15 protein-coding genes are annotated in these 16072 nt (G+C 45.6%); 5 read left to right on the top strand and 10 right to left on the bottom strand.

Annotation, left to right across the window (positions count from 1 at the left end; all coding sequences use genetic code 11):
- Positions 1–170: 170 nt before the first annotated feature.
- The 3 genes from ABH897_RS01715 to ABH897_RS01725 form a co-directional block, all read right to left on the bottom strand.
- The gene (locus ABH897_RS01715; RefSeq protein ID WP_404591034.1) at positions 171–1289 is read right to left on the bottom strand and encodes an acyltransferase family protein; all 1119 of its coding nucleotides are present in this window, start codon (positions 1287–1289) and stop codon (positions 171–173) included.
- A gap of 188 nt (positions 1290–1477) precedes the next feature.
- Positions 1478–3295 (bottom strand): APC family permease, encoded by a 1818-nt coding sequence (locus ABH897_RS01720; protein ID WP_404519273.1) that lies wholly within the window; start codon positions 3293–3295, stop codon positions 1478–1480.
- 192 nt (positions 3296–3487) lie between these two features.
- Positions 3488–4324, bottom strand: coding sequence for an AraC family transcriptional regulator (locus ABH897_RS01725; RefSeq protein ID WP_404580218.1), 837 nt, complete (start codon positions 4322–4324; stop codon positions 3488–3490).
- Positions 4325–4463: 139 nt separating this feature from the next.
- On the opposite strand from ABH897_RS01725, the gene ABH897_RS01730 reads away from it, so the two are divergent.
- From ABH897_RS01730 to ABH897_RS01740, 3 genes are all read left to right on the top strand, one after another.
- Positions 4464–6491: a beta-galactosidase gene (locus ABH897_RS01730; RefSeq protein WP_404591036.1), complete on the top strand. Its 2028-nt coding sequence runs from the start codon at positions 4464–4466 to the stop codon at positions 6489–6491.
- A 71-nt stretch (positions 6492–6562) separates the two neighbouring features.
- The gene (locus ABH897_RS01735; RefSeq protein WP_404591038.1) at positions 6563–7786 is read left to right on the top strand and encodes an MFS transporter; all 1224 of its coding nucleotides are present in this window, start codon (positions 6563–6565) and stop codon (positions 7784–7786) included.
- Positions 7787–8179: 393 nt separating this feature from the next.
- Positions 8180–8977 carry a BclA C-terminal domain-containing protein gene (locus ABH897_RS01740; RefSeq protein WP_404519306.1) on the top strand — a complete coding sequence of 266 codons (798 nt, stop codon included), beginning with the start codon at positions 8180–8182 and terminating at the stop codon, positions 8975–8977.
- Between the two features lie 143 nt (positions 8978–9120).
- Here the strand turns inward: ABH897_RS01740 and ABH897_RS01745 are convergent, their stop codons facing one another.
- The 3 genes from ABH897_RS01745 to ABH897_RS01755 all read right to left on the bottom strand — a co-directional run bounded on the left by ABH897_RS01745 (position 9121) and on the right by ABH897_RS01755 (position 10775).
- The gene (locus ABH897_RS01745; protein WP_283655593.1) at positions 9121–9348 is read right to left on the bottom strand and encodes a VOC family protein; all 228 of its coding nucleotides are present in this window, start codon (positions 9346–9348) and stop codon (positions 9121–9123) included.
- Between the two features lie 133 nt (positions 9349–9481).
- Positions 9482–10312, bottom strand: a complete 831-nt coding sequence (locus ABH897_RS01750) for a DegV family protein (RefSeq protein WP_283655592.1) — start codon at positions 10310–10312, stop codon at positions 9482–9484.
- Between the two features lie 16 nt (positions 10313–10328).
- Positions 10329–10775 (bottom strand): MarR family winged helix-turn-helix transcriptional regulator, encoded by a 447-nt coding sequence (locus ABH897_RS01755; protein WP_283655591.1) that lies wholly within the window; start codon positions 10773–10775, stop codon positions 10329–10331.
- Between the two features lie 127 nt (positions 10776–10902).
- On the opposite strand from ABH897_RS01755, the gene ABH897_RS01760 reads away from it, so the two are divergent.
- On the top strand, positions 10903–11370 hold the full coding sequence (locus ABH897_RS01760) for a GNAT family N-acetyltransferase (protein WP_283655590.1): 468 nt from the start codon (positions 10903–10905) through the stop codon (positions 11368–11370).
- Between the two features lie 170 nt (positions 11371–11540).
- Here ABH897_RS01760 and ABH897_RS01765 read toward each other — a convergent pair whose 3' ends face one another.
- The 3 genes from ABH897_RS01765 to ABH897_RS01775 all read right to left on the bottom strand — a co-directional run bounded on the left by ABH897_RS01765 (position 11541) and on the right by ABH897_RS01775 (position 13936).
- Positions 11541–12122 carry an NAD(P)H-dependent oxidoreductase gene (locus ABH897_RS01765; RefSeq protein WP_283655589.1) on the bottom strand — a complete coding sequence of 194 codons (582 nt, stop codon included), beginning with the start codon at positions 12120–12122 and terminating at the stop codon, positions 11541–11543.
- Positions 12123–12194: 72 nt separating this feature from the next.
- Positions 12195–12617, bottom strand: a complete 423-nt coding sequence (locus ABH897_RS01770) for a MarR family winged helix-turn-helix transcriptional regulator (protein WP_283655588.1) — start codon at positions 12615–12617, stop codon at positions 12195–12197.
- Between the two features lie 194 nt (positions 12618–12811).
- Positions 12812–13936 (bottom strand): NADH:flavin oxidoreductase, encoded by a 1125-nt coding sequence (locus ABH897_RS01775; RefSeq protein ID WP_404591041.1) that lies wholly within the window; start codon positions 13934–13936, stop codon positions 12812–12814.
- Between the two features lie 247 nt (positions 13937–14183).
- On the opposite strand from ABH897_RS01775, the gene ABH897_RS01780 reads away from it, so the two are divergent.
- Positions 14184–14780 (top strand): TetR family transcriptional regulator, encoded by a 597-nt coding sequence (locus ABH897_RS01780; RefSeq protein WP_404519283.1) that lies wholly within the window; start codon positions 14184–14186, stop codon positions 14778–14780.
- A 90-nt stretch (positions 14781–14870) separates the two neighbouring features.
- On the opposite strand, the gene ABH897_RS01785 is transcribed toward ABH897_RS01780, so the two are convergent.
- On the bottom strand, positions 14871–16022 hold the full coding sequence (locus tag ABH897_RS01785) for an iron-containing alcohol dehydrogenase (protein WP_283655585.1): 1152 nt from the start codon (positions 16020–16022) through the stop codon (positions 14871–14873).
- Positions 16023–16072: the final 50 nt, after the last annotated feature.

A 16072-nucleotide genomic window follows, 5' to 3' on the forward strand; every position in this document is an offset into this window, starting at 1 on the left:
GTGCATCTCCTTTTCAATTCCAACAAATCTCATCGGTGTATTCAAAAAACTTGGATGTACATCGAATATAAAGGGCTGTGACCTACTTTTCAAGAGGTCTTTTCAATGATTTGATAGATTTCTTTAAGCACTTCAACGAAATGTTATCGGATGCAGAAGGAAGTTACAGCTCAAGCAACACTTTCCTTGACCGAATCTTCCTGTGAGCGCACAGACTTCATACGTGATATGATCTTTTTTCCCCAACGGATGCCGGGTTGCTCGATCCATGAATAGGTGAGCCAGGACAAACCTGTGGTCAACAGCAGTGTCATAACAAACATAAGGGTCAAATTAACAACGGGGGAAAATGGTAGCTCAATCTGGCTTACAATCTCCAAAGCAAGCATATGCGTCAAATACATACTGTAGCTAAGGCAGCCGATCCATGACCATCCCCGGTTTAACAGCCAAAATGGCTGCCAGTGATACAAAGCATAGGCTCCCAGCAGCAACAGGACACCGATGAGATAATCCGTCATACCTGTACAAAGAGCAAACAGTATGGAGCCAAGCAGCAATTCGCCGCTGAACCGGTCCACACTTTTCCAATGCCGCTCGTCTTTCCATATCAGGAACAACAATATACCCAGTCCGAAGACAGGCAGTTGGTTCGGAAACCATAAATACAGATAATGCCCCCACAACGGGTGATCACTGATCCATGGAGCATTCGCAAACACCGTGTTCAGCCCAAAACTCAGTAGGAGCGTGCCCATCACAAACCAGGCAGCATGCCGGATCGATCGGATCAGTTTAAATAATAACGGCACGCACAGATAAAACATACATTCCACCGCAATGGACCATTCCACACCGATGATGCTGTTGATCCAGTACGGATTCAGGCCATTCAGAAACAAGATATGAGCTGCGATATTCGCGACAGTGACTCCTTCCTGATCCCCAAGCCAGAAACGGGGCCCTGTCCCGTTCACAACCAAATAGATGATTAACATAACGTAATACAAGGGAGCAATTCGAAAAAAACGACGCACCAGATACGCCGAGATACGTTCTTTTCTGTCACCCGAACGTCTGCTCAAAGACAGAAAGAGTGTAAAAGCACTGGCCAGATAAAATAAAGCGACCCCTTTCGCTCCCAAGCTCAAACCCTTTTGCAACCATCCGTTTAATCCATCCACGTGCTGGCTGACATGTACAAGCAACACGCCCATAATTGCCAGCGCTCTCAGCGTATCTACAAATTGCAGCTTGTTATGTTCCGTTTCACCCTTGGTTCCTGGCATCGTAACCCTCCATATCCATTCTCTCAGGATACATTTTGTATCTATAATACACAAAACGTATCGTTAAAGTAAATATGTCGGTATGAAAAAAAAACACCCTCCAGCCGCAATGACATGCGGCCAGAAGATGTTCATTTTTCATGCTATAAACGCCTGTTTCCTTCCCTTGCAAGGACTATTATAACGATTTATTTGTTTAAATGAAATGGCACAGTCGTTACGATGACGTCTTTATAATTGATCAGATAAGCTCTCATCAGCAAGCTGGTCTGGTTGTGCAAAATATTTTCCCACCAGTGCTTCGTGATGAATTGCGGAATAAGGACGGTAATATGATCTTCGTCCGCTTTTTTCCACTCCACCGTATCAATGAACTTGCGAAGCGGATTGATAATGCTCCGATAACGGGATTTCAGCACCACCAATCGGATACCTACATCCCACTCTTCCCATTTTTGCTCCATCTTGCGGATCGCTTCATCATCAACACCTACATATACTGCAACCACATTATCCGACAAGGTCTTGGCATAGCTGATGGTATTCATCACGACCCGTGTAATACCAGCTACCGGAATAATGATTGTATTGCCTTTGACCATAGGTTTATCCTTCGTAATATCTATCCGCAATTGCTCGGCTGTATTTTTATAATGTCCATTGATCTTCATAAAGAAATACAGTACCAGAGGCAGGAAGATAAACACCATCCACACCTGACTAAACTTGGTGAAAATAAAGATAAGCGTAATGGACAGCGTGGTCAGCATTCCAATGGTATTAATAGCAAGCTTGACGACCCAGCCTGACGGCTTGAGACGAATCCAGCGAATCATCATTCCCAACTGGGAAAGCGTAAACGGGATAAATACCCCTACTGCATACAGCGGGATCAGATTTCCTGTATTGCCGCCAAATACGATGACCAGCAAGGCTGAGAAAATACTCAGAAACAGGATCCCGTTCGAGTAACCGAGCCGATCTCCGCGAACCATGAACATATGCGGCATGTATTTGTCTTTAGCCAGCATAAATGCGAGCAACGGAAAAGCCGAATAGGCTGTATTCGCCGCCAAAAACAGGATCAGCGCCGTCACGCCCTGAATGATGTAATACATCACACCACGCCCGAAAGTGGCGTTCGCAATTTGCGAAATGACCGTTTCATGCGGATTTGGACGAACACCATACCAATAAGCCAGCAGGCTGATTCCGATGAACATACACCCGAGAATCAAGCCCATCATCATCAGCGTAGTTGCCGCATTTTTGGCAGCAGGCTTGCGGAAGTTCGGAATGGCATTCGAGACAGCCTCTACCCCGGTTAGCGCCGAGCAACCTGAGCTGAACGCCTTCAGCAGCAGAAACAGACTGACGTTGGATACCGTAGCTCCAAATTGCGGTGCCGCAGCATGGGCTCCTCCTGCCACGTAATGGATGATACCGCTAATAATCAGGACAAAGATCGAAACCACAAACAAATAAATCGGTGCAGCCAGCACCGAGGCCGATTCCGTTACCCCGCGCAAGTTCATAATAGTCAAAAAGATGATCATGATCAGTGCAATCGCAATCCGATGATCATGCAATGATGGAAACGCCGATGTAATGGCATCTGTACCCGCCGACGAGCTAACTGCAACCGTTAGAATATAATCGACCAGCAAAGATCCGCCTGCAATCAGACTCGGTGCCCTGCCCAAATTGTCCTGAGCGACGATATAGGCACCACCACCACCGGGATAGGAAAAAATAGTCTGTCTGTAGGACAGGATCAGAATAACCAGCAATCCCAATACCGCAATGGATATAGGAATGGAATACCATAGGGCAGCGAAGCCCGCTGTAATCAAAACAAGCAGAATTTGCTCCGTTCCGTAAGCTACAGAGGACAACGCATCCGAGGACAGGATGGCCAGAGCCTTAAGCTTGTTTAGTTTCTCATCTTCAAGAGCCGTCGATTTTCGTGGACGACCGATTAGTAATCTTTTGACTTTACTCAGCATTTCGTTAACTCCTTCTTTGGATGAGGGTTTTGCAGAAGAACTTTGGATCATATGTTATTATGTCACCTGAACCTCAGATTGATGAAACAAATGAACTATTATTTTATACTCCCTCATCCGAAAAAAAACAATAAGGAATGCTCCCTAAAAAGAGCATTCCCGCGTAAGAAAGAGTATTTCGATTAAATACCCTTATAAATACAATAATTTGAACCTTTCAGGGGTAATTCCTTCGGCCTTGCGGAAAGTCGCCACAAAATGACTGACATCACGGAACCCTACGCGCTCGGCGACCTCTTTGACCGTTAAGTGCGGGAAATCAGTCATCATTTCCTTAGCCTTGCGCAGACGTATGACGATCAGATAAGCGTAAGAGGTCACACCGAATGCCTGCTTGAATAATGTATTCAAATGACGGGCGCTGACATTCATCATCACCGCCATATCGGACAGGCCGATATCCGGGCTGGCATAATTTTCTTCCATAAAAGCCAGCACAGGCCCCAAACGTTCTACATTATGAGACAAGGAAGGCATAGAGCTGTATTGACCATGTTTGCGCAGCAAAGTTAGAAAGCGGTACATATTGGCCGAAGCGTCCAGCCCTGATAAATCCCGTTCACTCACCATAGAATGAAGCATACTTTCTCCAAAGCTGTGCAGTTCACTATGGGCGTCCCAATGATACCCGCGTGTATGCTTCAACCCTAGCTCAGTCAGTACAGCAGTGGCTATCGGTCCGTCAAACGTAATGTACAGCGTTCGCCATACTTTCGTCGCCCGGCTGTAAGCGTGGGACTCGCCCGGCAGCAGCAGAACTCCAGCATGTTCTCCCAAACGGAAAGAGCCCCCCTTGAAAGTGAATACCCCCTCCCCGGACACGGTCTGTATCCAGTGAAAGCAGGGATAGCCCTCCGGCCGGGATACATCCTCCTGCCTGCTGTTAAATCCGATACTTTCGATAAAAAGCGGTAAAGAATGCTCACGCGTAGTTAGAAAAAATCGCAAATGATGGGGAGTTAAAATCATACAAGGCACCTCCGGCGCACGCGGTTATGTATTCCTTAATGCAGATCCATATTGTTATATCCATGTTCATTTTATTATATTTAAAAGCGTTTACTTGTATTATAAGATAGAATTATTCTTATATATAGAGGTGATTGGCATGATAAGCGGTAAACTGCCTAAAGTATTTTACGGCGGAGATTACAATCCTGAGCAGTGGGATGACACCATACATCAGGAGGACTTACAGATGTTCCAGCTGGCAGGAATTGATATCGCCACAGTCAACGTATTTTCCTGGGCTAAAATTCAGTCGGATGAAATCACATATCATTTTGAATGGCTGGATCAATTCATCGATAGTTTACATGAAAGCGGTGTCTTTGTGTGTCTTGCCACCAGCACTGCGGCTCACCCTGCCTGGATGGCGACCCGATATCCGGATATTCTCAGGGTCGATGCCGACGGGCGCAAACGAAAATTCGGCGGACGCCACAATTCCTGTCCGAACAGTCCCACCTACCGCAAATATGCGGAGAGCATGGCTGACCGACTAGCAGAACGCTACAAAAATCATCCTGCGATCCTCGTGTGGCACGTGTCCAATGAGTACGGCGGGGATTGCTATTGCGATAACTGTGCTGCTGCATTCCGGGTGTGGCTCAAACAAAAATATGGAACACTGGAAAAAGTGAACAGGGTATGGAATACTTCGTTCTGGGGACACACCTTCTATGATTGGAATGAAATTGTACCTCCAAATAATCTGAGCGAGCATTGGGGCGAGAATCACTCCACCTTTCAGGGCATTTCCCTTGATTACGCACGCTTTAATTCAGACAGTATGCTGGAATGCTATTTGCTGGAGTATAACGCGATCAAAAAGCATATCCCCGAAGCTGTCATAACGACTAATCTGATGGGCTTTTTCAAGCAACTGGACTATTTCAAATGGGCAAAGCACATGGATATTGTATCTTGGGACAGCTATCCGCGGGCTAATACCCCACCGAGCTATACCGCGATGACCCACGATCTGATGCGCGGTCTTAAGGATGGGCAGCCGTTTATGCTGATGGAGCAAACACCGAGTCAGCAAAACTGGCAAGCGTACAATTCACTCAAGCGGCCTGGCGTCATGCGGTTATGGAGTTATCAGGCGGTAGCACATGGCGCAGACACGGTCATGTTCTTCCAGCTTCGCCGTTCCATCGGAGCCTGTGAGAAATTCCATGGGGCCGTGATTGAGCATGTCGGTCATGAGAATACACGCGTATTCCGGGAGGTGGCACAGCTCGGCAGCGAGCTTGGCACATTAGGTAATACACTGCTGGATGCAACCGTAAACGCAAAAGTAGCCATTTTGTTCGATTGGGATAATTGGTGGGCACTGGAGAAATCAAGCGGTCCTTCTGTAGCGCTGAATTACGTCGATCAGGTGCATAAATATTATGCCGCCCTCTTCCGCCGTAACGTCCAGGTAGACTTGATTTCCGTGGAATCAGATTTCCAGAAATATGATCTCATTATCGCGCCTGTACTCTACATGGTCAAGCCGGGTACAGCGGAAAAACTGGAACAATTTACTGAACATGGCGGCACCTTTGTCACCACCTTTTTCAGCGGAATTGTAAATGAAAACGATCTGGTCACAACCGGAGGATATCCGGGTAAGCTGCGTAAGCTTCTTGGAGTTTGGGTAGAAGAAATTGACGCGCTTTTGCCGGAGTCACGCAATCGGATCGTATTGAAGGAACAGGTAGGAGCATTACAAGGGGAATATGAATGCGGCTTGCTCTGCGACCTGCTGCATAGCGAAGGTGCCGAGGTGCTGGCGGAGTATGGCGATGACTTTTATCAGGGAATGCCCGTACTGACACGCAATCGTTTTGGTCAAGGCGAAGCATGGTATGTTGCTTCAGACCCTGAAGAAGCTTTCCTGGACGGCCTGCTGGGCTATATTTGTGAGGAAAAAGGGATTCCGTCCTTGCTGCGTGCTCCTGCGGGTGTGGAGGCCAGCGTGCGCTCCAAGGATGGAAAATCGTATTTGTTCATCCTGAACCATAACGCCCAGAAACAGAATTATCATCTGGATGAACAAAAAGGACATGAGCTGCTCAGCGGCGAATTCCTGGAAGGAGATGTTACCATCGAAGGCTATGGCTTTCATGTGCTGGAATTATCATAAATATTTAATACCTCACCATTATCGTTCACTTTACGGTATAAGTGCAATTTCAGGTATCAAAGGAGTTCATCATGAAACGACTGCTATGGATTGGCAGCTTGTCTTATTTTTTAATTGGCCTGGCGCACGTGGTTGTAGGGTCTCTGCTGCCCGTGCTGCTGGACCACTATGACCGGAATTATACGGAGGGCGGAAGTCTGATCTTCGCCCAATTTTCCGGTTTTCTGGCTGGCGTCCTGCTGTCGCCATGGCTTGCAAGGCAATTCGGCAAACGCCGGACGCTGGTATTCGCCTTGCTACTGCTGTGTGCAGCAGAAGGGCTCTACTCACTGCTGCCCCCATGGGGTTGGCTATATGCCGTCGGAGCGGCAGCCGGCTTTGGCTTCGGCATGGTGGAAGCGGTCATCGGCACCATCGTGATTAGCGGTATTACCGAAGGAACGGGCGCAGCTATGAGCCGTCTGGAAGTCTTCTTCGGGATCGGCGCGTTAGCAATGCCCGCGGTTGCCAGCCAGTTGATCGCCCTTGGCTGGTGGCGGCTGGCCTTTCCTGTTATCTCCGTCTGTGGAGCGGTGGCAGTCGTAGCCTGGCTACGGGGATCCTTCGGCAAACTGGATGCCGTATTGGACGAATATGAGCGTCGTGGGGAAAAGCATATGCATTCCGGCTCGGCCCCACATTCTCCATCCACGGGAGCTTCTAAAGGGGGCCCTGCGGGAAATTGGCTGCTGCTGGCACTGTTTATCATCTTTTTCTTTATCTATGTAGGGACAGAAATGAGCTTGGCCAATTTCCTGCCTTCTATGTTCATTGAACGGCTGGGCCTTACACAAGCTGAGGCGGCACTCAGTGTTACCTGCTTCTGGCTGGCAATGGCGGCCGGGCGGCTGTTCGCAGGCAACATTGCCGATCGTTACGGCTATGGTGTCTTTGTCGCCCTAAGCTCACTGGCGGCGACCGTGCTGCTGTGCGTGTTCCCGCTGATCAAGGGCACTGCTGTTACCTTTGTCCTTATTGCGCTCCTGGGGCTGGGCATGTCCGGCATATTTTCCATCGCACTCGTTTTTGCCAGCAAAATGATGCCAGGCACAGAAGAATCCACCACCAGCCTGCTGATTGGTGCAGGTGGAGTCGGGGGTGCTCTGCTGCCCTTATGGCTCGGAAACAGCATGGATCGTGGCGGAGCAGTCGCTTCAGCCTGGTTGCTGGCAGGCTTCGCTTGTATCTTGTGTCTGCTTGGCGGCATTCTGTACGCTATATACATGCGCAAAAAACGGCTTCAAACTGCTTCATAATTACGGCACGCTTCTTCTGGCGCCTTCGGCTGTTCCTTGGTGTGAACCAAGGTAACGGCCGGGGGCGCTATTTTTATATAACTAGATGAATGTACCTGTACAAAGACCCATTTTTATCCAAAAATAGATCATTGCCTATCAACCACAGGACAGATGTCCATGCCTGCCTTGGATGAATGGAGTAGTATACAACAAATCGATATGGAGGTGTTTGTATTGGGTCGTCCCGAATTGAAACGAAAGAAAGGCCGTAAAAAAGACGTTTTTATCCGCTCTTGGTTTGGTAAAAAACGTCCGAAGAGAAAATGCCATTCGAAACGAAAGTGCTTTTGCAAGGAAATCGTCGTCAGAAAGCAAATCGTCCGTGTAAATATACCTCAAAATGTTTTAGGTATAACAGGCGCAACTGGAGCTATAGGTGTAGCAGGTAACGTAGGTGCAGCGGGCACTGTGGGTGCTGCTGGAGCCGTCGGAACTGCGGGAAATGTCGGGGCTGCCGGAAATGTGGGTACTGCGGGCACCGTTGGGACTGCCGGAAATGTAGGCGCAGCGGGGGCTGTGGGCACTGCGGGCGCTGTTGGAGCTGCGGGTGCGGTAGGACCAGTAGGTCCCGTAGGTCCTGCGGGCATTCCAGGGGCAGTCGGTCCAGCAGGTCCTGCGGGCGTTGCAGGGGCGGTCGGTCCTGTAGGTCCTGCGGGTGCGGTAGGTGCCACTGGGGCTACGGGTACCGCAGGAGCGACGGGGTCCACCGGGGCTACGGGAGCTACAGGAACCGCAGGTGGAATAGCTCAGTTTGGTTATATCTACAACTTAGGATCCCGAGTCGTTCCAATAGAAGCGGATGTCATTTTCGATACGAACGGTATACTTACACCTGGAATTACCCACGCTCCCGGCACTACGCAGATTGCAGTTACCGATGCGGGGAACTATGAAGTTAACTTTTCAGTATCGGGTGTAGAGCCAGGCCAATTTGCCATATTTATCAATGGCACTCTGGCAGCAGGAACCATATACGGCTCAGGAGCTGGTACGCAGCAAAACACAGGGCAGGCCATCCTCGCTCTAGCATCCGGTGATGTTCTTACCCTGCGAAATCATAGCTCTGCCGCTGCGGTTACCCTGCAAACCTTGGCTGGAGGTACCCAAGCCAACGTAAACGCTTCTGTCGTTATCAAAAAATTAAGTTAGACATGGATACATCCGGTTTAACGTATGGCTGACCTGCCTGCTCATCTGCTAATATCAAACACCAGCTTGTTTCCGCTTGGGTCATGGCAGAAAATCCATTCTCTTCTCCATGGGTTGCATGGCCGTCAAGCTCTATGTGTTTTTTAGCTTCCACAAAGATCCATCGTCAGGAAGCAGCAGTATAATTTCCTTAACCCCTGTCGCATGAGCGGGAGGATGGGGGTTACCTTCTCCATTCCAACATTGCCGCCAATATGGTGATAATACCCGCCTGCGGACACAAATAACCGGGTATCAAACTTTCCTTGTACTTCAAACCCCATGGTATTCACATAAAAACGTAACGAATCTTCGATATTCGTATGAGTCATATTTTTTCCCCTGCTCCATATTTTTCATAGTATTTCAATGTGTTTATCAGCATATCAAAAAGGCTTACCCCAACTCAGGCTCGAATTGGCATAAACCTTGATTTAATAAGTGAGTATCATTCACTCCAATAGCTTAAAACGCCATAATAATTCCTTTGTCATTGGCATACATCGAACTGATTCCTCTGGTGGACACAATCAGAATATCCTTAAATTGATAGCGGTTCTTCAACGCATTCATTAGCTTCTCCGCAAGCCCGGGATTATTACAATGGGTAATTACAATGCTTTCCCCCTCCGTAGCCCGACCACTTCTTTCAATTGTATCTGCCAGCTTTTCAATGATTTGATTTTGACCACGCGCTTGGGTAAACAATGCGATATTTCCGTCACCGTCTGAACCCAAAATGGGTCTGATATGCAGGAATGAAAGTATCTTTCCCGTAATTTTATTCATTCGTCCGTTCTTCACCAGATTGTCCAGGTTCTCTAGCACAAAATAGGTTTTCATCTTCGTGATAAAGCTTTCCAGTGAAGAAATAATCTCTCCTTTATGATACCCCTCGTCGATCAGCTTGCGTAATTTTAGAGCTAACAATATTTGTCCAGCCGATGCGCTTTTCGAATCGAATACATGAACATCAGCCCCTTCTTCCTCCGCCATATCCTTACCAACCAATGCACTTGAATACGAACTGGACAGATTGCTGGATATTGTAATGGCAAAAGAAGTATGCTCACCTTGAAATGCTTCCTTATACAGCATAGGTGACGGTGAAGCCGATCCGATCTTGGTTGTACAGGCTTTCATTTCTTCCATAAACTGAGGTAAATCTAGCGTTTCATCATCTATAAAGCATTTTTCTCCCAAAGTCATGTTTAACGGGATCGTCGTGATTTTCATTTCTTCTCTAAGCTCTGGCGTTAAGTCACAGCAGCTATCTGCTACTATTTTATACCTCATCCTGTACACCCTCACATTATGTTATTTTTCCAGTAGAAGAATCCGCATTCATGATACTTATGGAAAGCTCGATCAATCGTATAAATTCCTTGACATCGTCCTCACCCAAACCCTCTACCAGTGCTTCAAAATAGCCTTCAATTCTCTCTTGTTTTTGTTTAATCAGGGATGCACCTTCTGATGTGAGCCTTACACACATTCGTCGTCTGTCATGCTCAGACATTTCCATGGTCACATAGCCTTTTTTTCTTAAGGCCGTAAGCGCTGCCGTAATTCTTGATCTGGATACATGCAGGTGGTCACTGAGTAAGGATGGATTAATTTCATCATCTTGATGCTGAACTAAATATTGAAGCACATGGTTTTCCCCTTGGATAAGCTCCGTCAGGCTGCTGAATAATTCCATGTCATAAATCCGGTTAACGGATTCTCTCAAATCATCCCTTAATTCATAATCTTTCATAGTGAACCTCCGTAAAACGCATAATACATATAGTTAACTATTAATACTATGTACTATAATGAATTACTGACGATAATAGCAATGAATTATTTGTGAATTTTAACACATAGAGGAGTTGTTACATTAGATGAAACCATTTACTCTTCGCCAATCCCAAAATTCCGATGTTGAAACCATTGCTAATTTACGGGCCATTGTACTGCGTAACGATTTAACCAGGTTAGGAAGATTTGATGAAGAAAAAGTTCGTCAACGCTTCCGTGATGCATTCGACTCTGTACATACCTGGATCATCGAAGTAGATTCTTCTTTTGTTGGTTGCATAGCTTTTAAACCGACGTTAGACGGTTATTTATTGGAGCATTTTTATATTCATCCCAATTACCAAGGTAAAGGAGTCGGCAATCAAGTATTAAGAAATCTACTTGAACAAAATGATGTAAAAGGAAACCGCGTAACCTTAAATGTCCTGCAAGGAAGCTCTGCCAGACGTCTTTATGAACGGTTTGGTTTTAAAGTTGAAAGTGAGGATCCTATTGACGTTTACATGTCCTTAATCGTAGAGGGAAATTCCAAAACCGTCGAAGGATATTAGCATCTATATAAACTGAACTTAAAGGTTTCATGTATTGCCACTGCGCATTCGGAGTCAGCTTATATAGAAGAAAAGGCCAACCAGTAAATGCTGGTTGACCTCATCATTTGAAGACTGCCGTACATTTCTTAACGGTAAGAACAGCCTTTTAAGGTGATAATATAGTTTCGTTATAACACCGATTTGACGGTGTCTTGGACTTGCTTCAACAGTCCTTTATAGCCATCTTCATCAAGGTAGCCGATACTTCCAAGCAGTAAATGACCAACGGATTCAATTCCAACGAAATCAAAAATACCCGTATCTGAAGTGATCTTCAATCCTGCGCTCATTCCGATTTCATCGTAGATCGCGTTGGGGGTACCGTGTGTATTCACAATAAAACCTTTTTTACCTGTAAGGAGCTTATTAATCCCTTCCGGACCAGCCGTATATGCAAAGCCGTAGGCAAATACACGATCAACGTAACCTTTCAGGATTGCAGGAAGACCTGTCCACCAAATGGGAGAAATAAAGGTGATCGTATCGGACTGCGAGATAAATTCCTGCTCTACTTTGATATCAGCCGGAGTTTGCCCAGCTCTCATAGCGGCAGTATCCTCAGGTTTTAATACAGGTTGAAAATCAAGGGCATATAGATCGCGTACAACGACTTCATCGCCTTTTTCTTTCAAGGTATTTACAACGGTTTCCAGTATCGCATGATTGAAACTTTCAGCGTTTGAATGAGCATAGATGATAAGATGTTTCATTTCAATAACCTCCAGATGTTTTATTGTTATTTTGGTATTCATATAGATATCTATACATTTACACAAAAAAATTTATAATCTGTTTTTTACATGTTCCAGCAGATATTCCAGTTGTTCTTTTTCTTCGTCTTTGAGACCACCATAAATGGTTTCTTTTAATCTATTGGAGATCGCCTCAAATACAGGCTCCAGCTCTTTCCCCTTATCGGTCAGATAAATCAGGGTAACTCTGCTATCCTCCCTTTCTTTTTTTCTTTCGACATACCCCAACTTCACTAGCTTGTCGATCAAAACAGTGACTGTGGGCTGCTGACGAGAAATTTTCTGCGTCAATTCCTTAATGGAAAGCCCGTCCTTTTGATAGAGGAACATTAATATTCCACCATGGGTAGGAACAATCCCTTCAACTCCATTTGATTCAAGCTCAGACACGATCAATTTATTGATCGAGTCTCTAATGGTTCCTATCAGTGCAGCTGCATTATTTTTTAACATACAAGCATTATTACATAGACATCTATATATATCAAGTATTTTTTGTCAGTCTTATCTGGTTCTAATGTATGAATGCTCTCATCTCACAGACGCATTAAAAAGCCAAAATACCCGAAGTTCCTTACATGACTTTGAGTATTTTGGCTTACATTGTTTATTTTATGAAATGAAGAGGGTCCGAAGCGTGAGATATTTTAGTTGAGCATTTTAAGTGCCTCAGGTGTGAAGGCTTGAAGATCATGAATTCGACCTTCACGTATTTTCGTAGCCCATGCAGGATCGCCCAGAAGCGCACGCCCAACAGCTACCAAATCAAATTCATTGTTGTCCAGCCGTTCCAGAAGTTCATTAATATCTTGGTGTCCTGCCTCTTTCCCTTCCGTATAGAGACTTACAAAATCCTCATCCAGGCCTACAGAGCCAACCGTAATCGTGGTTTTTCCAGTCAGCTTCTTCACCCATCCGGCAAAACTCAGATCGGAGCCTTCAAATTCAGGTACCCAAAAGCGACGTGTCGAGCAATGGAAGATGTCCACGCCCGCTTGTACTAATACATTCAGGAATTGCTCCAGTTTATCCGGTGTATCGAACGGCTTTGCGTTGTAATCATTCATTTTCCATTGGGATAGGCGCATGACAATAGGGTAGTCAGGGCCAACCTCAGCACGAATAGCTTCCACAAGCTCAATGGCGAATTGAGCACGCTTTATGATATCGCCACCATAGCGATCCGTACGTTGGTTCGTTCTCTCCCAAAAGAATTGATCAACCAGATAGCCGTGCGCTCCATGAATTTCAACGCCGTCAAAGCCCAGTCGTTTTGCATTCGCAGCTGCATCGGCATAGGCCCCAATGACCTTGATGATTTCTTCTTCTGTCATCGGCTCGGTCACTTTATTTCCTTCCAAGTCCAGCCCCGATGGACCAATCGACAGCGCTTCCGGGTTCGGCTGAGATCCCAACGGACGAGCCATCCCCATATGCCAAATTTGTGGAAAAATTTTGCTACCGGCTTCATGAACCTGTCTGACCACTTCAGCCCAACCGTTTAAAGCCGCTTCCCCATAAAAATTTGGCACCCTCGGCTCACTTGTTCCAGCCGGATGGTCAATCACTGCACCTTCAGTAATAATAAGACCTACACCATTCTCTGCGCGACGGCGATAATAAGCGGCTACATCCGGTCCTGGTACACCATTTGGCGAAAAGGCGCGGCCCATGGCGGGCATTACAATACGAGTCTGTAAGGTCAGATTATGAATGGTATAAGGTTGAAATAAAGCTTCTGTTGAATGGACATTTTGCTGTTGATTACTCATGAATAGTATCTCCTCCATTTTCTTTTATCGTGTTTAGCATTTATATAAAAATTTGGTACACCATCAAGCGGTGTGCAATTGAAATGTTAGCAATGTTTAATTTATCATTCAACCAACAAAATGTTCATTCTGTTGCTTAACCAAAAGGGTTATGAAATTGTTGTATAACTAAATTCACTTGTTGACAAAACAACACATGTTTATAATGGGGGAATCATTCGATTTACCTGAAAGGAGTGTCTTGAGGATGCCTGGTGTAACTTCACCCAACCCAAACGATCCGCGCGTCATTCGAACACGTAGATTAATTCTCGACGCATTCGTTGACCAATTAAATAAGAAAGACTTCTACACTATTACGATCAATGACATTACCCAAAAAGCCACCATTAACCGTGCTACGTTCTATGCACATTTTCAAGATAAATATGCACTGCTTGAAACCCTTTTGTCAGATGGATTTTCGAAGTATGTAATCAATAGAATTGATGCTGAGGCACATTTGACCGAGGAGACCATTCAGAAGCTTATTCTTTCATTATGTGACTATCATGACACAAGTAACCAATGCGTCCATAAATATAATTCAGTGGCGCCGATCCTGGAAGAACATATCAAGAATCAATTAGAGCAATTCATACTTCAGATCATAACAAGAGAAACAAACAATACAGATCAAAGAACGTTAGAACTTGCTGTAACTATTTTAAGCTGGTCCATTTATGGTGTAACCTTTCGCTGGAATGTGGAGGGAAAAAAAGAATCCCCTGCGGCCTTAGCCGAGAGAGTCGTGCCATTAATATTTAATGGGGTTGTCTTATCTCTAGTCTCACAAATCTCTTAGCAGAAAATGCGAAAGGGCCGTTCCCAGTGTTCATCGATGATTTCCTGGGACAGCCCTTATAGTATATAACAAAATAATATCAGCTTTTATTTAAAGAATTTTCTTAAACATCTTGATGACTTGTTCTTTGGTAGGTATGAACGGATTGCCCGGAGCGCAAGCATCCTTCATGGAGTTTTCGGCAAGCAGATCCAAATCCACTTCATTTACACCCAGTTCAGAAAGTTTGGAGGGAATCCCTACTTCCTTCGACAGGTCTTTAATTCTTTGGATGACATAATCTGCGCATTCCTTATCTGTTTTCCCCTTGTCTTCAAAACCGATAACCTTAGCGATGGCACGAAACTTCTCTGGTACATGCTTCGCGTTCTCCTCCTCCACAATCGGCAGTAGCATGGCATTGCAAACACCATGAGGCAAATCGTATACGCCGCCAAGCTGATGCGCCATGGCATGAACGTAACCCAATCCAGCATTATTAAACGCAAGTCCTCCCAAGAAGATGGCGAAAACCATTTGCTCACGAGCTTCTATATCATGGCCGTTTCTCACCGTACGGGCCAAATGATTAAAAATAATCTCTACTGCTGCCAAAGCGGTCGCATCCGTAACAGGATAGGAACCTGGAGTAACCAAAGCTTCAATGGCATGGGTCAAAGCATCTAATCCTGTAGCTGCCGTTAACGCGGCGGGTTTGTCAACCATCAGTTCAGGGTCGTTGACCGAAATAGTAGCTACACTATTCTTGTCAACCATAACCATTTTGACCTTGCGCTCTTCGTCCGTAATGACATAATTGATCGTGATTTCAGCCGATGTTCCTGCCGTGGTATTAATAGCGACAATAGGCAGCGATTTATGCTTGGCTTTATGAACGCCCTCATACTCGGTTATATGTCCCCCATTGGTAGCAATAATGCCGATTCCCTTAGCCGTATCCTGTGGAGATCCTCCACCAATGGAAATTAAAAAGTCACATCCGTTTTCTTGCAGAAATTGAACGCCATCATGTACATTTTTACAGGTCGGATTGGGTTTGACCTCATCATATACCATATAGTCCAAGCCAATCTCATCCAACACGGATGTGACCTTGCCTGCAATACCGCTTTTCATCAAAAACTTATCCGTCACAACAAGTGCTTTGTTTAAATTCAGTTCTTTTATATAGGGTCCAACTTCATGCAAACAGCCTTTTCCCATTAGATTGATAGACGGTACAAAAAATACATGTGCGCTCATAAACATCGGCCTCCTAAAGGATTCACTTCTTGATGCCTCGCTAAATACGG

This window comes from Paenibacillus sp. RC73, from assembly GCF_044908085.1.
Lineage (GTDB): Bacteria > Bacillota > Bacilli > Paenibacillales > Paenibacillaceae > Paenibacillus > Paenibacillus terrae_A.